This window comes from Deltaproteobacteria bacterium (assembly GCA_026388545.1).
In the GTDB taxonomy this organism is placed as follows: Bacteria; Desulfobacterota; Syntrophia; order Syntrophales; family UBA2185; genus JAPLJS01.
On sequence record JAPLJS010000112.1, the window covers coordinates 16,396 to 35,906 of the forward strand.

Genomic DNA, 19,511 nt, shown 5'->3' on the forward strand with positions numbered 1-19,511 from the left:
TTAAAGCCGTTGTCTTCGCCTTTCTTTGTGAAGACAACGGCTTTTTTTGATCACGAAGGTTCTACAGCAATTCAATATACGGATTCTACTTGTTCGTCAGTGCCGCATGAGCGGCTGCCAATCTCGCAATAGGCACACGGAACGGCGAACAGGAAACGTAGTCCATTCCGACACGATGACAGAGGTCAATGGACCTGGGATCGCCGCCGTGTTCACCACAGATACCTACCTTGAGTTTTGGCCTTGTAGAGCGGCCTTTCCTGGTACCCATTTCGACTAATTGACCGACTCCCGTTTCATCCAGACTCTGGAAAGGATCTTCGGGAAGTATTTTCTTTTCAAGATAAATGGGAAGGAAACCGCCGATGTCATCACGTGAAAAACCAAAGGTGGTTTGCGTAAGGTCGTTCGTACCAAAGGAGAAGAATTCGGCGGTTTTCGCGATCTCATCCGCTGTCAGCGCCGCCCTCGGCACTTCGATCATGGTTCCGACTAGGTATTTGAACTTCACACCCTTCTCTTTCATCACCTCGTCAGCCATGCGGCGAATAATAGCTTCCTGATGATTATATTCAGTGGCAGAACCTACCAAGGGAACCATTACCTCCGGATACACTTTAACGCCTTTCTTTGTTAATGCAGCGGCAGCCTCAAAAATGGCACGAGCCTGCATTTCGGTGATTTCCGGATAGGCGATGCCCAGACGGCATCCGCGGTGACCGAGCATCGGATTGAGTTCATGCAAGGAATCAATGCGTGCTTTCAGTTGCTTAACGGTAATGCCGAGCTGCTTTGCCAAGTCTTCAGCCTGCTGATCATCAAGTGTCACAAATTCATGCAATGGGGGATCGAGGAGACGAATGGTTACAGGGAGACCTTTCATAGCTTCGAGTATGCCCATAAAATCCTGTCGCTGGAACGGCAATATTTTCATGACTGCCTTGCGGCGGGCCTCTTCATTCTCGGCAACGATCATCTCACGCATGGGCATGATGCGCTCCGGACCGAAGAACATGTGCTCCGTTCGGGTGAGACCGATACCTTCAGCGCCAAAGGCTCGTGCCTGAGCGGCGTCTTGGGGACGATCAGCATTGGTGCGAACACCGAGCTTGCGGAACTTATCAGCCCATTTCATGAGCTGCATGTATTCTTTATTGGTTTTCAGATCAGGCGTGATCGATGGGATTTTCCCCTCGTAGACCCTCCCTGTTGAACCATTGAGAGAAATCCAGTCTCCTTCTTTTATTGTTCTGTTATTCACGTTCATCAGCTTCTTGCCCATATCGATTTCCAGTGCGGAGCAGCCAACGATACAGCATTTTCCCCATCCACGGGCCACTAGTGCCGCATGGCTCGTCATACCGCCCTTTGCAGTCAGTATCGCCTCAGCGATATGCATCCCATGCACATCTTCAGGAGAAGTCTCGTTACGTACAAGAATTATTTTTTTACCTTCTTTTACCCATTTTTCAGCATCCTCTGCAGTGAATACGACCTGGCCGGTTCCCCCACCGGGACCCGCCGGCAAACCCTTTGCGAGGACACGGGCTTTTCTTTCCTCTGCCGGATCGAGCATATCATGGAGTAACTCATCCAACTGCGACGGCCTCACCCGCAGTACAGCCGTCTTCTCATTGATAAGCCCTTCTTTCACCATTTCCACGGCTACTTTTATCGCCGCAGCGCCGTTGCGTTTTCCCGTGCGGGTCTGCAGCATCCACAGGCGTCCTTCCTGGATGGTGAATTCAATATCCTGCATATCTTTATAGTGCTTCTCCAGCCTGTTTCGAATCCCTACAATCTCCTTATACAATTTCGGCATAGCTTCTTCGAGGCTTTCGAGGTGTTTGGTATCTTCTGTCTTATTTTTAATATTGAGGGGGTTCGGCGTCCGGGTACCCGCTACGACGTCTTCTCCCTGTGCATTAACCAGCCATTCACCGTAAAAATTGCTGTCGCCCGTCGCGGGATTTCTTGTGAAGGCAACACCGGTCGCACTGTGATCACCCATATTCCCGAAGACCATGGATTGAACGCTCACCGCTGTGCCCCATTCATCCGGAATGCCCTCAATCCGGCGATAAGAAATGGCGCGTTTCCCGTTCCAGCTCTGGAAAACTGCGCCTATCCCACCCCAAAGCTGTTCGTAGGGATCATCGGGAAATTCTTTCCCCAGGGCTTGCTTTACTTTTGCTTTGAATATTCTTGTAAGCTCTTTCAGGTCGGCTCCGGTAAGATCCGTATCCTGAACAATGCCGCGTTTTTCTTTCATTGTGTCCATGGCATGCTCAAGTTGCATGCGGACGCCTTTGCCCTCCTTTGGTTCGATGCCGGCTGCTTTTTCCATAACAACATCCGAATACATCATTATCAAACGACGGTAGGCGTCATACGCGAAACGATCATTACCTGTTTTAGCAATCAAACCTTTAATAGTCTTTTCGTTAAGACCGACATTCAAAACCGTTTCCATCATGCCAGGCATGGAAGAGCGCGCGCCGGACCGAATGGAAAGCAGAAGGGGATTTTCCGGATCGCCGAATTTAGCCTTCATAATAGTTTCAACGTTTGCGAGAGCTTTCTTGACATCATTTTTAAACTGAGGCGGATACGATTTTTTGTGTTTATAGTAATAATTGCAAACTTCGGTTGTAATAGTAAAACCTGGAGGTACGGGAATACCAAGCTTGGCCATTTCCGCCAAATTCGCCCCCTTGCCGCCCAGCAATTCTTTCATGTCAGCCTTACCGTCAGCCTTACCGCCGCCAAACCCATAAACATACTTTCCAGACATTCGTCCCTCCTTGAATAGTGTCTAAATTAGAATTTAATAATTTCTCTTGATTCGGTATAACATAAATGAAACTATAGGTTTAACTCGTGAGGATGTTACGCAATTAAAATATTCCATAACCGTGTATTTTTAGCAGTTTTGCTTTTTTAAGTCAAATGGAAATGTAGGTAAGTTTAAGGAAAGAATTACAGGGAGAGGATTTGTAATAAAAAGGCCGGAATTAAAAATTCCGGCCTTTTTGCAACCATTAATTTAAGTGCTTGATTTGTCTCGAATTAACCCAAGAAAAATTTTGTAAAGGGGTTTGCAAAGAGAAGAACAAGCGAAATAACCAGAGCATAAATGGCGATTGATTCTGCCATGGCCATACCGATGAGCATGGTCATCATGATTTTGCCCTGTACGCCGGGGTTTCTTCCTACTGCCTGACATGCGCCGTTAGTGGCGGTACCGATTCCCAACCCGGCTCCTACAGCACCCACACCCATCGCTATACCTGCTGCAAACATGGCGCCAAAAGCGAAAAGAACCTTTACGTAAGACTCCCCACCCTGTTCTGCAGCCTTTTCTGCCGCAAAGATAACCTGCGAAGATAGCAAGAAAGCGGCCATTGTCATTAATACAGTTGTAATTTTCTTTAACATCACTTCTACTCCTTTCCTTAATTTTTTTTATTTATATAGATCTCCCCCCAGAGTTGGGATTTCTTTGGGGCAAAAACTTCTAAAACATAGAGGGACATACGCAATAGGCATGCCATTTGTTTCAATTTATGGTATTAGTACTAACATTGTGGAATAACGCTATAATATTTTCCGGAGACATCAATACTTCTGTTTTGCCGGGGCATTGGGTTTAACATTTCGTTCAATTGCACAGATGAATTTAACGAAACGTTAAATCTAAAGAATATATATATATTTTTATTGAAATTTTAACGTGAGACCATTAGTATTAAAACTTGCAACTCGCTGCCGGCATAGTAACGTTTTTTATAAAGACAAAAGAAATGGCAAAAATTCTTATTATTGATGATGACGATTCGGTTTGTAAGGCCCTGAGCTATAGTTTTACCGAAGAAGGGTATGAAGTATCCACAGCCGCAACCGGAACTGACGGTTTGAACAGATTCGTAGAAACCTCACCTGACGTTGTTATTCTGGATATAAGCCTACCCGATATTGATGGATTTACGGTTCTTGAGGACTTAAAAGAGGATGATGAAAATGTCAAGGTAATAATGGTTACGGCAGATCATGACATGGACACAACGATTAATGCCATGAAGGCCGGAGCTTTTGATTATATCAGCAAACCCCTCAACATGGATGAACTCCGAACGGCTGTCCGAAAGGCTTTAAGGGCCAGTCAAATGGAGAAAAAAGTAGATGGTCTTCTCCTGAAGCCCCCGCTGCGTTTCAAAGCCGGGGATATCATCGGCAGGGGTAAGGAAATGAGTGATATCTTTAAGATCATCGGTGTCGTTTCTCAGAGTAAAACCACTGTGCTTATCCAGGGTGAGAGCGGCACGGGTAAGGAATTAATTGCCAAGGTCGTTCACCGCAACACATCACCGAATGAACCGTATGTTGCGGTTAACTGTTCAGCAATTGTGGAAACATTGCTTGAATCAGAACTGTTTGGCCATGAGAAGGGTTCTTTTACAGGAGCCATTTCCCGGAAACTTGGAAAGTTTGAACTTGCCCGGTATGGCACCGTATTTTTGGATGAGATCAGCGAGATGTCCTTGAATCTTCAGGCTAAACTTCTCAGGGTGCTTCAGGAGATGGAATTTGAAAGGGTTGGCGGAAAAGACAGGGTAAAGGTAAATGCAAGAATTGTTGCAGCAACGAATAGGGAAATTAAAAGCCTTGTCGAGGAAGGAAAATTCAGGGATGATCTTTATTATCGCCTTAATGTCGTATCGATAAATATCCCGCCGCTTAGGGAAAGAAAAGAAGACATTGCCCCCCTTGTTGATTATCTTCTTGCAAAGATCAACCTCGATCTTAATAAGCAAATATTGGGTGTATCTGACGATGTGATGGAAGTCTTTCTCAAATACAGTTGGCCTGGAAATATCAGAGAATTGGAAAATCTCCTCGTCAGTGCCGTTGTGATTGCCAAGGGACAGATACTCGTAAGAGAAGATTTTTTTGAATTTTTTGAGGGTATCCAAAAAAACAAGACTGAAGCAAACAGTAATGATACGATTACTGAATCGGGCAGACCGCGGACGCTGGATGAGGTTGAAGAGAGGTACATCCGCAAGGTTATCAAAACAAGCAGCAACAAAACCAAGGGAGAAATATGCGAAATACTTGGTATCTCTCGCCCTACCTTTGAAAGGAAGCTGGAAAAATACGGAATACCCTTTGAACAGGAATGACGGTTGCATTATATGGTACAAACTCTATTGTATTTTGCATCTGAAATTCAATTGAAAGCGTTTTATGAAAATAGTATCGACAGAATTTATCAAATCCGCAACTTCGCCTGCTCACTATCCTGAAGAAGAACTTCCCGAGGTTGCCTTTGCGGGCAAATCCAATGTAGGAAAATCTTCACTCATCAACGCTTTAACGCAAAGAAAAAAACTTGCACGGACGAGCAGTACGCCCGGTTGCACCCAGCTCATCAATTTCTTCAAGGTGAACAATCAAATATCTTTTGTTGATTTACCCGGCTATGGATTCGCGAAGGTACCGGAAACAGTAAGAAAAAAGTGGGGGCCGATGATAGAAACATACCTCAAGGAAAGAGAAACCTTAATTCTCGTCGTTCTTATCCTTGATGTCAGAAGAGATCCTTCAGCGGAGGAAATTGCTTTCCATCAGTGGCTTTGCTTGTACAATATTTCCGTCCTTTTCGTTCTGACAAAAAGTGACAAACTGTCCCGAAGCCAGGCGGTTGTCCGCCATCGCCACATCAAGGAATTTCTCGGTTTGACCACAGATCCCATCCTTTTTTCCGCACGAACCGGAGAGGGGAAAATTGCTATCTGGAGAGCCATACAGAATGAAATAGATCAAGATCCTTCACTATCCATCGTTCCAAAAGTATAACTTGACACACAGTTTTCAATTGCCTATACTCCCGCCGCATAAAAATCTGCATTTGAGAGTTTCATAAAGTAAGGAGTTATTACCGATGTGCCTTGGTTTTCCTGGAAAGATAATTTCAATAGCTGAGAATAAACGAGCTATTATCGATATCAGCGGTACACGGCGTGAAATGCGTCTCGATCTGGTTGATGATGATACAGCGCCGGGTGATTATGTAATATGCCATGCGGGTTTTGCTATTCACAGGATAGATGATGAGTTGGCTCAGGAAATGTTGGATTGCTTAAAAGCGATAGTTGAAACTGAAACACGTTGACGACCCTTCGATACAACGGTTGAAGAGAGATATCTAAGGATGCAATACGACAAAATCTTGCTGGATCACGGGGGCGGCGGTTTATTGATGAGTGAATTAATCGCCCATACATTCCTCCCCAAATTGAAGAATACATACCTGGAACGAATGGAAGACGGCGCCGTCTTCGACATAGGCAACAAAAAGCTTTGTTTTTCCACAGATTCTTATGTCGTAAGTCCTATCTTTTTCCCCGGCGGCGACATCGGTTCCCTTGCTGTACACGGCACGGTTAATGATATTGCCATGTGCGGAGGAGTTCCTCTTTTTTTAAGTGCCGGTTTTATTCTTGAGGAAGGTTTCAGCATGGAGGATTTGGAAAAGATTATTACCTCCATGGCAGGGGCGGCAGCAAAAGCCGGTACGCAGATTGTTACAGGGGATACAAAGGTAGTAGCAAAAGGAGCGGCGGACGGTATTTTTATCAATGTTTCCGGTATCGGTGTTATTAAGTATAAAGGAATAATCTCTCCAAAGAGCATAATGCCGGGAGACAAGGTGATCATCAACGGAACTATCGGTGATCACAGCGCTGCTATATTAAGCAAACGGCAAGACCTGGGTTTTAGGTCCGAGATTGTATCGGATTCTGCACCGTTGAACTCTCTCGTTGAAAGCATCCTGAAGGTAAGTCGTAACATTCACTGCATGCGGGATGTAACGAGAGGCGGTCTTGGTGCTATCCTTTGTGAAATCGCGACACAGTCAGAGTTCCAGATCACAATCGAAGAAATAGACATTCCGGTACAGGATGAAGTAAGAGGGATCTGCGAGATCCTCGGCCTTGATCCATTATTTCTGGCCAACGAGGGAAAGATGGTAGTATTCTGCCCTCCGGAAGATACCGGAAAAGTTTTAAAGGCCATGAAGAAAAACGAATATGGTAAAAATGCCGCCATTATCGGAGAAGTCCATAAAAAAGGCCGTGGACGCCTTGTAATGAATACGGTAATCGGCGGAGCACGGGAAATAGACCTGCCAACCGGGGAGTTGGTTCCCCGAATTTGTTAAGATAGATATCCCTTACCATAAAAAGTCGGGGCTTCTCCCGAATTTCAACACGTATCGTACAGGGGGGAACTTCGATCCGTTTAACCTAAAAGCAGGGAAACGGATTGACGGGCAAGGCTAATGAATTTCTCAGGGAATATCCCCAAAATCAAGGTTGCCAAAGCTGCAATGGTCGTCGCCAGGGTGGCTGCCCGGGAGAATTGCAGGGGAGGCATATCGGTTGTCGGCTCACGCATATAAATCATGATCGTGACGCGTAAATAGTAATACACGGAAAGTACGCTGTTGATGACGCCGATAATTGCTAAATCAATGAATCCTCCTTTAATCGCAGCGGCAAAAACATAGAATTTGCCAATAAATCCGGCAGTGGGTGGAATACCCGCCAGGGAAAACATGAAAATTGCCATGGTTGCGCCCAACACCGGGTATTTGTAGCCCATTCCGGCATAGTCGCTTATATTCAAATTGTCTTCCGCTTTCCGCCCATAGAGAATAACAATGATGAATGCTCCCACATTCATGAACGTATAGGCCATCAGGTAGTACAAGATACTATACGTGCCCATATCATCAGCGGCATGCTTAGCCGCAACCATGCCTATCATAATATAGCCGGCATGAGCGATGCTGGAATAGGCAAGCATGCGCTTGATATTCTCCTGTAAAAGCGCTGCAAGATTACCTATAGTCATGGTCAGGACTGCCAACACCCACAGAATGACTGTCCAATCCGGCTGCAACGAGGGTAATGCGTAAACAAAGATCCGCAGGAAGGCCGCAAAGGCTGCTGCTTTTACACCGGCAGACATGAAAGCGGTAACTGTGGTGGGCGCCCCTTCGTATACATCCGGCGTCCACATGTGGAACGGCACGGAGGCAATTTTAAACCCGAACCCTACGATCAATAGCCCCATACCGAAGAGAAGCATGGGTGAGAATACCTTGGCGGGCACATTCAGATATTTGTAGATCGCAACGAGATTGGCAGAGCCGGTGGCGCCGAAGACGAGAGCGATTCCGTAAAGTAAGAAGCCCGTGGAAAAGGCGCCCAGCAGCAAATACTTGAGAGCGGCTTCGTTGCCTTTGATGTCCTTTTTGACAAAGGCTGCCAAGATATAGATGGAGATGGACATAGTTTCAAGGCCCAGGAATATGGTGATCAAATCCGCACCTGCTGACATAAACATCATTCCTACGCAGGAAAAAAGAATCAGCCCGTAGTACTCTGCATGCTCGACGGATTCCGAAAATTTCCCGAAGTAGCCGATGGAGGCAAGGATGGTTAACCCGGTGCAAATGAGAAAAATAAAATTGAAAAAGAGACTGTAGTTGTCAAGTGCCAACATATTGGCGAAAGCAAGCTCCGAACTGCCCCACAGGGAGGCAGTCACCAGAAAGCTGAGCGCTACTCCTAAAAGACTTATTCCCGCAATAAATCCACTCGATACCCTGGGGAAAAACGCCCCGACCAAAAGCACGACCAGCGCGGTGATAAAGATAACGAGTTCCGGGGCGATGCTGGCCCAGTTAATCGCAGGAATAATGATATTCATTTATTGTTTCCTCCACGGATGCGGTAATTCTAGTTCAAAAAAATCCACAGCCGACTAATGTTTTTCCGTTACCGGTGGCGTCTTTTCAATTTTAGAGAGGTGATATCCACCCTGCTTTTCCGCATTCACAACTAATGTGTATTTCTTATCTATCTGCTGCAAAAGATTATTCACCGAAGCTTCCGTGGTGCGCAGAAACGGCGTGGGATACAAGCCGATCCAGAAAATAAAGAGCAGCACCGGCAGCAGCACCGCCCATTCTCGTTTTGAGAGATCCTTTAACACCTGATTCTTCGGGTTGGTCACTTCGCCATACATCACACGCTGGAACATCCAGAGCATGTATACTGCTGCAAAAATCACCCCGGAGGCCCCAAGGATGGCAAATATTTTGTATTTCATGAAAGTGCCCACCAGAATCAAGAATTCTCCTACAAAACCGTTCAATCCCGGCAGTCCGATGGATGATAAGGTTACGATTAAAAAGATTGTGGCAAAAGCCGGCATCACCTTTGAAAGTCCGCCGAATTCCTCGATCATGCGGGTATGCCGTCTCTCATAGATCATGCCTACAATGAGAAAGAGGGCGCCGGTTGACAGCCCATGGTTAATCATTTGTAAAATAGCGCCTTCCATGGCGATGGCGTTGAATGCAAAAATACCCATCACGACAAATCCCAGGTGGCTTACGCTTGAGAAGGCAACCAGCCGCTTCAAGTCTTTTTGCACGATGCAGACCCATGCACCGTAAATGATTCCGATCAAACCCAGGGTCAGGAATAACCATACGCCATAATCTATGGCAGCATTGGGGAAAAGCGGAAGACTAAAGCGCAGGAATCCGTAAGTACCCATCTTCAGGAGTATCGCTGCAAGAAGGACACTGCCCACCGTGGGCGCCTCCGTGTGAGCGTCCGGAAGCCAGGTATGAAACGGAAATATTGGTACCTTGATGGCGAAGGCCAGCGAAAAAGCGAGAAATAGCCACAATTGTGTGTCGCTATCAAGCACCGTGTTATAGAGATCAAATATGTTGAAGGAATATATCCCTGTCGTTTCATAGTGTTGGAAATACAGGTAAAGAATGGCGACCAGCATGAGTACGCTTCCAAACATTGTATATATGAAGAACTTGACTGCGGCGTAAATCCGGCGGGCGGGGTTGCCCCAGATGCCGATGAGAAGATACATGGGAATCAGCATGACTTCCCAGAAGACATAAAAGAGGAATACATCGAAAGAAACAAATACGCCGATCATGCCGGTTTCCAGGAACAGCAGGCAGATCATGAATTCTCTCACCATTTTCTGAATGTCTTCCCAGCAGGCCAGCACACAAATGGGTGTAAAGAAGGTGGTGAGCAGTACCAGCAATAGCGACAGACCGTCAATTCCTATAAAATAGTTGATGCCGAAGTCGGGAATCCACGCATATTTTTCCACGAACTGGGCGCTGGCGGTGGTACAGCTAAAATCCCGTAACAGAAGAAGGGAGACCAGAAAGGTTGCCAGGGTAACCACAAACGTCATCAGCTTCATCAACTTCCCCTGCTCCCGGTTCATGAACAGGAGAATCAGCACCCCAAGCATGGGCAAAAAAGTAATGGTTGTAAGTAGATAACTCATCAATCCGGCTCCTTATTTGGTCAGTATGAGACCTTTGTGAAAGGTCTCTGCTATGCAAACATCTCAGTACAAATAAACAATATAGGAAAAGATCAGCATCAAGCCGACCACAATCATTAAAGCGTAGTTTTGTACGTAGCCGGTCTGCACGCGTCGTGTCCAATCACCCAACCCCTTGGCTACGTTCGCAATACCGTTGACGGTACCGTCAATGATTTTGTCATCGACCACTTTCAACAGTAATTTGTCAGAAAGCCAAAGAATAGGCATAACGAACAGACGATCGTACAACTCGTCAATACGGTATTTATCCAGTACAAGCCTGTACATCGGGAAAAATCTGCCATAGGTTAAGCGGTCGGGAAGTTCCGGGTTCTTTACATAGAACTTATGGGCAATGAATATGCCGATTGCAGCTATAATAACAGAGACTAACGCCATCAACAGCTCGAAACTTATGGAATGGTGGACAGCATGTACGGTAACCGCAGTCATTTGACTTACGACTTCCTTGCCCTTCATCACGGGCTCCAGCCATTGTGGAAAGAGATTCAGGCTTCCAATCCAGGGTATCCCGATCCAGCCGCCGATGATGGAAAGGATGGCTAAAATCCACAGGGGTACGGTCATCACCGCGGGGGATTCATGCAGGTGCTTGGCCACCTCCGGCGCCACACGGCTTTTTCCGTAGAAGGTCATGAACACCGCACGGAACATGTAGAAGGCCGTAATAAGCGCCGCAGTAAGGCCGATGAACCACAGTACATAGCCGCTCATTTCCCAAATCGTACCCTGATTACTGAATGCCTTATAGAGAATTTCGTCTTTACTGAAGAACCCGGCGAGTGGTGGGATACCGGCTATGGCCAGGGTGCCGATCAGAAAAGTACGGTAAGTGTGGGGCATGTGCTTTCGCAGATCACCCATTTTCCGCATATCCAACTCCCCGGAAAGAGCGTGCATGACGCTGCCGGCGCCCATAAAGAGCAGGGCCTTGAAAAAGGCGTGCGTCATCAGATGAAAGATACCGATGGAAAACGCCCCTACCCCGCAGGCTAAAAACATATATCCCAACTGACTGACCGTGGAATAGGCCAGCACCCTTTTGATGTCAAACTGGGTCATACCGATGGTGGCAGCAAAAATGGCGGTAAGTGCTCCGATAATTCCCACCACCAAAAGCGACACGGGCGCCATCATGAAAAGAATGTTCATACGTGCGACCATATAAACGCCGGCGGTCACCATTGTAGCAGCATGGATGAGGGCGGAAACCGGGGTGGGACCCTCCATGGCATCAGGCAACCAGGTATAGAGCGGAATCTGGGCCGACTTTCCCGTGGCCCCCACAAAAAGAGCCAGCGTAATTAAGGTAATCTCCATACCGCCGTATGCAAAAGCCGAAGGCGCCCTGGCAAAAACATCCTGGAAATTGAGGGTCCCCGTATAAAAGAAAATAGCGAAGATTCCCAGGAGAAACCCGAAATCGCCGATCCTATTAACGATGAATGCTTTATTCCCTGCATCGGTCGCGGATTTCTTTTCATACCAGAAACCGATGAGGAGGTAGGAGCAGAGCCCTACACCTTCCCATCCTACAAACATCATAAGTAAGTTATTGGCGGATACTAAGATCAGCATGAAGAAGACAAACAGGTTAAGCTCGGTGAAATAACGGGCGTAACCGGGGTCGCCATGCATATATCCGATGGAATAGATATGGATCAGCAGGCTTACCCAACAGACCACCAGAAGCATTACGAGGGAAAGGGGATCAATCAGAAAACCGATATCCACGGAGAAGTCTCCGGCCACCATCCATGTATACGATATGACGTCGTTCAGGATGCGAGATTCGGGGGGCAAGGCCTTCACTTCTAAAAAAATCAGTGTTGACAGAATTGCCGAAAGCCCTACGGCAATGCAGGCAATCGGACCGATCACCTTTTTCGGCAGCTTATGTCCCAGAAGTCCGTTGATCAAAACTCCCAAAATGGGAAATAAAGGAATCAGCCAAACATACTGATGCATCGTCAGCTCCTTTTTACCACTTCATCAAGTTGATGTCGTCTATGTTGGCTGTTCCCCAATTACGGTAGAGCAGCATAATAATGGCCAGCCCCACAGCTACCTCGGCAGCCGCCACAGTCATGACAAAAAATACGTAAATCTGGCCATGGAGAGTTTCCAGATAGCGGGACAAAGTGATAAAAGTCAAGTTCACCGCGTTTAACATTAGCTCGATGGACATGAAGATCACCAGGGCATTGCGTCGTATCAATACCCCCAGAACCCCCAACCCGAAAATCAGGGTGCCGAGTACCAGGTAATAACTCATGGGAAGCATATCTTTTCCTTCTCTCTCCTGTTCTTAAAGTTCCTTGCTTTCAGCTCTTCTCCCCGGAAGGATTTGGCTTTTTAATGCGCCTTGCCAGGTAAACCACTCCTACCATTGCCACCAGGAGCAACACCGAGGTGATTTCAAAAGGCAGGATGTAGTCCGTGAACAACAAAGACGCGACCGCTGCTGTATTACTTACTTTTTCGGCTATTTGCGGGCTATAGGTTCCTTGTGCACCCAACTGGGAATTGCTGAACAAGAGCGAAGTGGATATTCCCAAACCGATTAACGGTACCAGCACCACGACAATAACGAATCCGAGAATTTTCTGTATCGTATGCCCCGTCAGCCAATCACGCTTCTCTTTGTCTAAATTCAGAAGCATAATAACAAAAAGGAAAAGTACCATGACGGCGCCGGCATAGACAATCACCTGGATGAGGGCTATAAATTCGGCTCCCAACACGAGGTAAAGACCAGCCATGGAGAGCAAGGTAAGAATCAAAAAGAGGGCTGAATAGAGGGGACTCCTCTGAAACACAACGAAAAAGCTGGATATTAGAGTGATTCCGCCGATAACAATAAATAAAAACAGCTCCATCAAGCCTTCTCCTTATTCCGGACACTGTAAAAGATCTTCTTTGTTGAGAAGAAGCTTCTTCTTATCATCCGTGGCCAATTCATACGCATGACTCAGTATTATGGCGTCCTTCGGGCAGCTTTGTGCACAGAAACTGCAGAAGATACAGCGACCGATATCCAATTCAAATGTCGTCGGGTAACGGGTATTGTCTTCCCTTTTCCCGCTTGTAACCTTGATCGCCTGTGCAGGGCATCCCCGGGCGCAGATACCACAGCCGATACATGTTTCCTGTCCGTCTTCTCCTTTAACAAGACAAGGACGTCCGCGCCATCTTTCATACATGACTTTTTTCTCTTCGGGATACTGCAGGGTTATCCGCGGACGGAAGAGGGTCTTGAATGTAAGTGCTAAACCTTTTGCAAGTGGAATTATCATGATCTTTCCTGTACCAATTTTTCGCTTTAAATTTACATGTCTCCAAAAAACTTCATCGTAATCGGAGAAATGAGAATGTTTACCAGTGTTGCAGGCAGTAAAAATTTCCATCCCAACTTCATCAGGAGGTCATAACGAAGACGGGGGTATGTGGCCCGTACCCAGATGAAGAAGAACACCCCAATAAAAGTTTTTACGCTAAAATAAATAACCGGCAGGAAATACATTAATACAGGCACATCCAGGAACGGCCCCTGCCATCCACCGAAGAAGAATGTCACCATCAATGCGCTGGCGGCCAGGATATGTCCATATTCTGCCAGATAGAACAAAGCGAATTTCATGGAGCTGTATTCCGTTTGATAACCCGCAACAATTTCATTTTCACATTCTGTGAAGTCGAAAGGCGTACGACCGGTCTCGGCAAAAATCGCTATCAAAAAAATTACGCAGGCCAGCGGTTGTTTAAAACAGAACCACTTGGGAATGATACCGAACCAACAGCCTTCTTGATACTTCACGATATCCATCAGGCTCATGGAACCGGTGGTCATGATAATGCCTATGACGGCCAGTCCGGCAGCTAATTCATAGCTTATCATCACAGCCGAAGCGCGCACGCCCCCTAAAAAGGAATATTTGTTGTTGGAGCTCCAGCCGGCCATGATGAGGCCGTAAATCCCGATGGAGGAAATCGCAAAAATCACCAGTATTGCCACATTGACATCGGCGATAACCCCGCGATTGGCATTGGCCAGGGTGAAATTATAGACTCGACCTCCTATTTCCATCGTCGCCGGCCAAATCACATCTCCGAAGGGAATCACCGCAAATGTCATGAGGGCTGCAGAGACAAAAACAATGGGGGCCATGATATATACTGCTTTGTTGGCTTCCGAGACCGTTATATCTTCTTTTAAAAACATTTTAATGCCGTCTGCGACCGGCTGCAGAAGCCCCTGCCAACCCACTCGATTGGGACCGTAGCGCTCCTGGAAGAAACCCAGGAAGCGCCTTTCCACAAGGGTGATGTATGCCAGGATTAACATAAATATGGCGAAAAACACCCCTATCTTTATCAGCATTAAAATAACTGAAGCCACCAGATCCATATTCATTTCAGGCATGATTGTTCTGTCTTCCCAATTGGAGTTTATACAGCGTTTTAAGTTTAATGAATACTCACCTAACGGTCCACCTCTGCCAGTACCAAATCCACGCTGGCCAGCGCCGCCACCATGTCGGAAAAAAGCTTCCCTTCACTCATCTTGGCCAGAGATTGCAGATTGACAAACGTGGGAGCGCGGATTTTCATACGGAACGGCTGCACGGTGCCGTCACTTATAATATAGAATCCGAGTTCGCCGCGGGGGGCCTCAATCGCCATATAAACTTCTCCCGCCGGAGGCTTGATGGAAGCCTTCATTGCTACACTGTGATCTCCCTCCGGCAGACCTTCCAAAGCCTGGCGGATGATCTCGTTGCTCTGACGCATTTCCATCATGCGTACCCGATAGCGGTCATAGGCGTCGCACCCATGATATACAGGGACCTTAAAATCAAAGTTGTCATAGCCCGAATACGGTTGATTCTTCCGTAAATCCCAGTTAATGCCGGCGGCTCTCGCCATAGGACCGGAAACTCCGAGTTTCATGCAATCCTCTGCCGAAAGATACCCTACTCCTTGCGTACGGCTCTTCCAAATCACGTTCTCCGTTAAAAGCGCTTCATATTCATCCACGCGTGGTGGAAAGGCTTTTACGAACTTCATGCATTCGTCGTGGAATTCAGGGGGAAGATCCATCGCCATACCGCCGATACGGAAAAAGGATGGGGTGAGGCGGGAACCGGTAATCATCTCCAGGAAAAAGAGGATCTGTTCACGTTCCCTGACCATATAGAAGAAGGGGGTCATAGCGCCCAGGTCGTGAGCTGTGGCGCCTGCCCAGAAAAGATGGCTGGAGATGCGGCTCAACTCGGTGATGATCACCCGGATATATTGTCCTCGTGGCGGTATCTCGATCCCCATAAGTTTTTCTACTGTCAGGCAATAACCCAGGTTGTTTGATGCTCCGGCCATATAATCCAGCCGGTCCGTCAAGGGAATAATCTGATGATACGTTCTGTTTTCTGCGAGTTTTTCAATGCCGCGGTGCAAATAGCCAAGATGCGGGACCACCTTGACCACAGTCTCACCGTCCAGTTCAACCACCGCCCGGAAGACTCCGTGGGTGGAAGGGTGCTGCGGCCCCATGTTAATTTCCATGGTCTCGGTTTCGCCGCCTTCTCGCTCCTTTTCATATAACTTGATTTCCGGTTCTGCCATGCTTGACCCTTATCTATTTATTCATTCCTGCTGTCTTTACTGTTTTCCGACTGCTGGAAATCCCTTTACAACTCGCCTTTACCTTCCAGTGGATAATCCTTTCTGAGTGGGTGACAATCCCAATGGTAGGGGAGAAGGATACGCCGCAGATCGGGGTGATTCACAAATTTGACGCCCATCAAGTCATAGGTTTCGCGCTCGTGCCAGTTGGCGGTTGGCCAGATACCGACAACCGTTTCGATTTCAGGCCTCTCGCCCTCCAGAGGAACCTTAAGTCGCAGCCTCTGATTGAGTTCATGGGAAAGCAAATGATAAACCATGACGAAACGAGGGGTCTTGTCTTTATAATCCACTGCGGTGACATCCGCTAAAAAGCGGAAAGAGTATTCCGGATCATCCCGCAAAAAGGTGCACACCTGAAGCAACGCCTCCCGCTTCACAGTAACGGTGACATCTCCCCGAAACTCTTCTACGTTCAATACCGCATCGGGGAATGTGCTTTTGAGCTTGGTTACATCCGTCATATTTTGCAGCTCCCTGATTGGATTGTTTCTTTGGAATGCAGTGGCTTTTCCTGCATAATCTTATCATGCAATTTGAGAATACCGTCGAGAAGCGCCTCCGGACGCGGGGGACAACCGGGAATGTACATATCCACGGGGAGATATTGATCAATCCCCTGAACTACCGCATAGGAGCGAAAGATCCCTCCGCTGGAAGCACAAGATCCCATGGAGATCACCCATTTAGGCTCAGTCATCTGCTCATAAATCCGCAAAACCACGGGCAGCATCTTTTTGGTAACTGTTCCCGCCACAATCATTAAATCCGCCTGGCGTGGGGAAGGCCGGAAAACCTCCATGCCGAAGCGGGATAGATCATAGGGTGACAATGCTACATCAATCATCTCCAGGGCGCAGCATGCCAGCCCAAAAGTACAGGGCCACAATGAACTCTTTCGCGCCCAGTTGATCGCCTTTTCCATGGAAGTTATTATCAGCCCGTCGCCACACTTATCGCCTAAATAAGTCTCTAATCCCATTCCAACGCTCCTTTACGCCATACGTATGCCAGGCCGGCGAACAAAATGACGATGAATATGCCCATTTCAATGAACCCGAAAAGTTTCAGATCCTTGAAGACAACCGCCCAGGGGAAAAGGAAGACCGCTTCAATATCGAACACAATGAAGAGCATGGCAATGATGTAGAATTTTACGCTAAAACGGATACGGTTGGGTCCGATGGGTTCCATGCCGCATTCATACGGCTCGTGTTTGACTCTCCCGGGGATTCGTGGTCCTAAGAGTGTTGAGAAGAGAACGATAACAACACCAAATCCGACAGACACAATGAGATAAATGGCGATTGGCAAATAATCAAGCAACATAACGGCCCTTTCTCAAAACAATTCGGTCTTAATGCTATACGAATTTTATTGTCTACCTGGTCGGCTCTGCCTCCGGGTTCAGCGGCATGTCCTTTTGCCAGACTGGGATGAATAGATACGTGGACTGCATTGCCTTGATAAATTTACACAGATATTTTTGTGAGAATGTCAACTTACAGTTGACTTTGTCGCGCTCTCTTACTTTAAGTGTCGCAGTAAGTCAAGCGAAATAATCCTTCTCCTTAAGAATATTTGAAAGGAGAAGCAACAATACGAAGGGATGCATCTTCCTCTGGTTATCCATAGTAAGATATTGATATTCGGAGATATTTTTACTTAAATAAAATATCTCTGCATATATGTGTCTTATATTATCTCTTGACTTTCAAGCGAAATGTGGTATCAGAGTGACCGTTTGTCATAAGGTCGATCACAAGAAAATTGTGCGGTAACGGTCAGTTATTGAATATAGGGAGATGCATAATCTTCCTAAAATATTAATAAATGATAGGAGATAGAGCATTGTTCAAGATATTAGAAAAGACATTTTTACAGGAAATTGTTGTCAAAATGGTTATTGAGGCTCCTGAGGTTGCCCGCAAGAGAAAGGCAGGGCAGTTCATCGTTCTGATGATCGATGAAAAAGGAGAGAGAATCCCATTGACCATCGTTGATTCCGACAGCGAAAAGGGAACCCTCACGATTATCTATCAGATCGTGGGTAAGACAACCGCCAAACTGGCGAAGATGGAAAAAGGTGATTACATCCTCAACGTACTGGGACCCCTTGGTCACCCCACCGAGATAGAAAACTTCGGTACAGTCGTGGTTGTCGGCGGAGGGGTGGGAATTGGCGTGGCGTATCCCATAGCTGCGGCACTCAAGAAAGCCGGGAACAAGGTCATATCCATTATCGGTGCGCGGACAAAGGATATCCTGATTCTCGAGGATGACATGAGAAAGGTAAGTGATCAGTTGCTCGTAGCCACCGATGACGGGAGTTATGGTTTCCATGGTTTTGTCAGCGCGGTGTTGCAGAATCTCATCGACTCGAAAGAAAAGATCGACATCGTGTACGCCATCGGGCCGGTACCGATGATGAGGGTTCTTGCCAATGTGACGAAGCCGTATGGTTTAAAGACCATCGTAAGTCTGAACCCGATCATGGTCGATGCCACAGGGATGTGCGGTGCATGCCGTGTATCGGTAGGGGGAAAGACAAAGTTTGGCTGTGTGGATGGTCCGGAGTTTGACGGCCATGAAGTCGATTTCAATTTATTAATAACCCGCCTCAAAATGTATAACGAGCAGGAAAAGCAGGCGACGGAGAGATACAGGTGTGAATGCCATGGAAAATAAGGAAAAGAAAGAAAAGAAGGAAAAGATTCCCCGTCAGGCAATGCCTGAACAGGACCCCAAAAAACGTGTAAACAACTTCGACGAGGTCCCGTACGGATATACAGCGGAAATCGCTATGACAGAGGCAAAGCGCTGTATTCAGTGTAAAAAACCGGCGTGCGTAGCAGGTTGTCCTGTCGATGTTAAGATTCCCGAATTCATAAAGTTGATTGCGGATGGAGATTTTATCGGAGCAGCCCGCAAACTTAAGGAAACAAACGGTCTGCCCGCTGTATGTGGAAGAGTCTGCCCCCAGGAAGATCAGTGTGAGAAGGTCTGTATCCTTGGCAAGAAAGACGATCCCGTAGCTGTCGGAAGACTTGAACGCTTCGCGGCGGATTTTGAGCGTGAGTCCGGCAATATTTTAATTCCCGAGATAGCTCCGCCAACAGGTAAAAAGATCGCCGTAGTCGGCGCCGGGCCTGCAGGACTCACCATAGCCGGTGATCTGGTAAAAATCGGCCACGATGTAACGATTTTCGAAGCCCTGCATAAGTCGGGCGGCGTTTTGATCTATGGCATTCCCGAGTTCCGTCTTCCCAAGGCGATCGTCGATGCGGAAGTGGATTACCTGGAAAAACTCGGTGTAAAGATCGTAACGAATGCGGCAATCGGCAGATTAAAAACGGTGG

At 47.1% G+C, this 19,511-nt stretch carries 19 protein-coding genes; 6 read left to right on the forward strand and 13 right to left on the reverse strand.

Annotated features, from left to right (window positions below; genetic code table 11):
* Positions 1-85: 85 nt before the first annotated feature.
* Complete coding sequence (ppdK, locus tag NTW12_13685) at positions 86-2,794, reverse strand: pyruvate, phosphate dikinase (protein ID MCX5847387.1); 2,709 nt, start codon at positions 2,792-2,794, stop codon at positions 86-88.
* A 275-nt stretch (positions 2,795-3,069) separates the two neighbouring features.
* Complete coding sequence (gene atpE, locus NTW12_13690; protein ID MCX5847388.1) at positions 3,070-3,438, reverse strand: ATP synthase F0 subunit C; 369 nt, start codon at positions 3,436-3,438, stop codon at positions 3,070-3,072.
* Positions 3,439-3,803: 365 nt separating this feature from the next.
* Between atpE and NTW12_13695 the strand changes: the two genes are divergently transcribed.
* From NTW12_13695 to hypE, 4 genes are all read left to right on the forward strand, one after another.
* Positions 3,804-5,183 carry a sigma-54 dependent transcriptional regulator gene (locus NTW12_13695; protein MCX5847389.1) on the forward strand — a complete coding sequence of 460 codons (1,380 nt, stop codon included), beginning with the start codon at positions 3,804-3,806 and terminating at the stop codon, positions 5,181-5,183.
* Positions 5,184-5,247: 64 nt separating this feature from the next.
* Positions 5,248-5,859 (forward strand): ribosome biogenesis GTP-binding protein YihA/YsxC, encoded by a 612-nt coding sequence (yihA, locus tag NTW12_13700; protein ID MCX5847390.1) that lies wholly within the window; start codon positions 5,248-5,250, stop codon positions 5,857-5,859.
* Between the two features lie 85 nt (positions 5,860-5,944).
* Entirely contained in the window at positions 5,945-6,175 is a 231-nt protein-coding gene (locus NTW12_13705; protein ID MCX5847391.1) for a HypC/HybG/HupF family hydrogenase formation chaperone, read from the forward strand.
* Between the two features lie 39 nt (positions 6,176-6,214).
* Complete coding sequence (gene hypE / locus NTW12_13710; GenBank protein MCX5847392.1) at positions 6,215-7,225, forward strand: hydrogenase expression/formation protein HypE; 1,011 nt, start codon at positions 6,215-6,217, stop codon at positions 7,223-7,225.
* Between the two features lie 80 nt (positions 7,226-7,305).
* Here the strand turns inward: hypE and NTW12_13715 are convergent, their stop codons facing one another.
* The 11 genes from NTW12_13715 to NTW12_13765 all read right to left on the reverse strand — a co-directional run bounded on the left by NTW12_13715 (position 7,306) and on the right by NTW12_13765 (position 17,481).
* Positions 7,306-8,781 carry an NADH-quinone oxidoreductase subunit N gene (locus tag NTW12_13715; protein MCX5847393.1) on the reverse strand — a complete coding sequence of 492 codons (1,476 nt, stop codon included), beginning with the start codon at positions 8,779-8,781 and terminating at the stop codon, positions 7,306-7,308.
* 54 nt (positions 8,782-8,835) lie between these two features.
* Positions 8,836-10,407 (reverse strand): NADH-quinone oxidoreductase subunit M, encoded by a 1,572-nt coding sequence (locus NTW12_13720; protein MCX5847394.1) that lies wholly within the window; start codon positions 10,405-10,407, stop codon positions 8,836-8,838.
* A gap of 63 nt (positions 10,408-10,470) precedes the next feature.
* Complete coding sequence (gene nuoL / locus NTW12_13725) at positions 10,471-12,438, reverse strand: NADH-quinone oxidoreductase subunit L (GenBank protein MCX5847395.1); 1,968 nt, start codon at positions 12,436-12,438, stop codon at positions 10,471-10,473.
* Positions 12,439-12,451: 13 nt separating this feature from the next.
* Positions 12,452-12,754, reverse strand: a complete 303-nt coding sequence (gene nuoK, locus NTW12_13730; protein ID MCX5847396.1) for an NADH-quinone oxidoreductase subunit NuoK — start codon at positions 12,752-12,754, stop codon at positions 12,452-12,454.
* 40 nt (positions 12,755-12,794) lie between these two features.
* On the reverse strand, positions 12,795-13,349 hold the full coding sequence (locus NTW12_13735) for an NADH-quinone oxidoreductase subunit J (GenBank protein MCX5847397.1): 555 nt from the start codon (positions 13,347-13,349) through the stop codon (positions 12,795-12,797).
* Positions 13,350-13,361: 12 nt separating this feature from the next.
* On the reverse strand, positions 13,362-13,766 hold the full coding sequence (locus NTW12_13740) for an NADH-quinone oxidoreductase subunit I (protein MCX5847398.1): 405 nt from the start codon (positions 13,764-13,766) through the stop codon (positions 13,362-13,364).
* A gap of 32 nt (positions 13,767-13,798) precedes the next feature.
* Positions 13,799-14,893 carry an NADH-quinone oxidoreductase subunit NuoH gene (nuoH, locus tag NTW12_13745; GenBank protein MCX5847399.1) on the reverse strand — a complete coding sequence of 365 codons (1,095 nt, stop codon included), beginning with the start codon at positions 14,891-14,893 and terminating at the stop codon, positions 13,799-13,801.
* Between the two features lie 59 nt (positions 14,894-14,952).
* Entirely contained in the window at positions 14,953-16,092 is a 1,140-nt protein-coding gene (locus NTW12_13750; GenBank protein MCX5847400.1) for an NADH-quinone oxidoreductase subunit D, read from the reverse strand.
* Between the two features lie 65 nt (positions 16,093-16,157).
* Entirely contained in the window at positions 16,158-16,616 is a 459-nt protein-coding gene (locus NTW12_13755; GenBank protein MCX5847401.1) for an NADH-quinone oxidoreductase subunit C, read from the reverse strand.
* On the reverse strand, positions 16,613-17,134 hold the full coding sequence (locus tag NTW12_13760; GenBank protein ID MCX5847402.1) for an NADH-quinone oxidoreductase subunit B: 522 nt from the start codon (positions 17,132-17,134) through the stop codon (positions 16,613-16,615). The genes NTW12_13755 and NTW12_13760 overlap by 4 nt, the downstream gene beginning before the upstream one ends.
* Positions 17,125-17,481 carry an NADH-quinone oxidoreductase subunit A gene (locus tag NTW12_13765; GenBank protein MCX5847403.1) on the reverse strand — a complete coding sequence of 119 codons (357 nt, stop codon included), beginning with the start codon at positions 17,479-17,481 and terminating at the stop codon, positions 17,125-17,127. Before NTW12_13765 ends, NTW12_13760 begins: the two co-directional genes overlap by 10 nt.
* Positions 17,482-18,003: 522 nt before the next feature.
* Here NTW12_13765 and NTW12_13770 point away from each other — a divergent pair.
* Together NTW12_13770 and NTW12_13775 are read left to right on the forward strand one after the other, a co-directional pair.
* Positions 18,004-18,840, forward strand: a complete 837-nt coding sequence (locus tag NTW12_13770) for a sulfide/dihydroorotate dehydrogenase-like FAD/NAD-binding protein (protein ID MCX5847404.1) — start codon at positions 18,004-18,006, stop codon at positions 18,838-18,840.
* Positions 18,830-19,511: NAD-binding protein (locus tag NTW12_13775; GenBank protein ID MCX5847405.1), on the forward strand; the 682-nt coding region annotated here is incomplete at its 3' end. The genes NTW12_13770 and NTW12_13775, both read left to right, overlap by 11 nt.

Excerpts from the sequence above, each read along its gene's own strand:
- ppdK (MCX5847387.1), bottom strand. The coding sequence starts at position 2,794 with ATGTCTGGAAAGTATGTTTATGGGTTTGGCGGCGGTAAGGCTGACGGT.
- atpE (MCX5847388.1), bottom strand. The coding sequence starts at position 3,438 with ATGTTAAAGAAAATTACAACTGTATTAATGACAATGGCCGCTTTCTTG.
- NTW12_13695 (MCX5847389.1), top strand. The coding sequence starts at position 3,804 with ATGGCAAAAATTCTTATTATTGATGATGACGATTCGGTTTGTAAGGCC.
- yihA (MCX5847390.1), top strand. The coding sequence starts at position 5,248 with ATGAAAATAGTATCGACAGAATTTATCAAATCCGCAACTTCGCCTGCT.
- NTW12_13705 (MCX5847391.1), top strand. The coding sequence starts at position 5,945 with ATGTGCCTTGGTTTTCCTGGAAAGATAATTTCAATAGCTGAGAATAAA.
- hypE (MCX5847392.1), top strand. The coding sequence starts at position 6,215 with ATGCAATACGACAAAATCTTGCTGGATCACGGGGGCGGCGGTTTATTG.
- NTW12_13715 (MCX5847393.1), bottom strand. The coding sequence starts at position 8,781 with ATGAATATCATTATTCCTGCGATTAACTGGGCCAGCATCGCCCCGGAA.
- NTW12_13720 (MCX5847394.1), bottom strand. The coding sequence starts at position 10,407 with ATGAGTTATCTACTTACAACCATTACTTTTTTGCCCATGCTTGGGGTG.
- nuoL (MCX5847395.1), bottom strand. The coding sequence starts at position 12,438 with ATGCATCAGTATGTTTGGCTGATTCCTTTATTTCCCATTTTGGGAGTT.
- nuoK (MCX5847396.1), bottom strand. The coding sequence starts at position 12,754 with ATGCTTCCCATGAGTTATTACCTGGTACTCGGCACCCTGATTTTCGGG.
- NTW12_13735 (MCX5847397.1), bottom strand. The coding sequence starts at position 13,349 with ATGGAGCTGTTTTTATTTATTGTTATCGGCGGAATCACTCTAATATCC.
- NTW12_13740 (MCX5847398.1), bottom strand. The coding sequence starts at position 13,766 with ATGATAATTCCACTTGCAAAAGGTTTAGCACTTACATTCAAGACCCTC.
- nuoH (MCX5847399.1), bottom strand. The coding sequence starts at position 14,893 with ATGCCTGAAATGAATATGGATCTGGTGGCTTCAGTTATTTTAATGCTG.
- NTW12_13750 (MCX5847400.1), bottom strand. The coding sequence starts at position 16,092 with ATGGCAGAACCGGAAATCAAGTTATATGAAAAGGAGCGAGAAGGCGGC.
- NTW12_13755 (MCX5847401.1), bottom strand. The coding sequence starts at position 16,616 with ATGACGGATGTAACCAAGCTCAAAAGCACATTCCCCGATGCGGTATTG.
- NTW12_13760 (MCX5847402.1), bottom strand. The coding sequence starts at position 17,134 with ATGGGATTAGAGACTTATTTAGGCGATAAGTGTGGCGACGGGCTGATA.
- NTW12_13765 (MCX5847403.1), bottom strand. The coding sequence starts at position 17,481 with ATGTTGCTTGATTATTTGCCAATCGCCATTTATCTCATTGTGTCTGTC.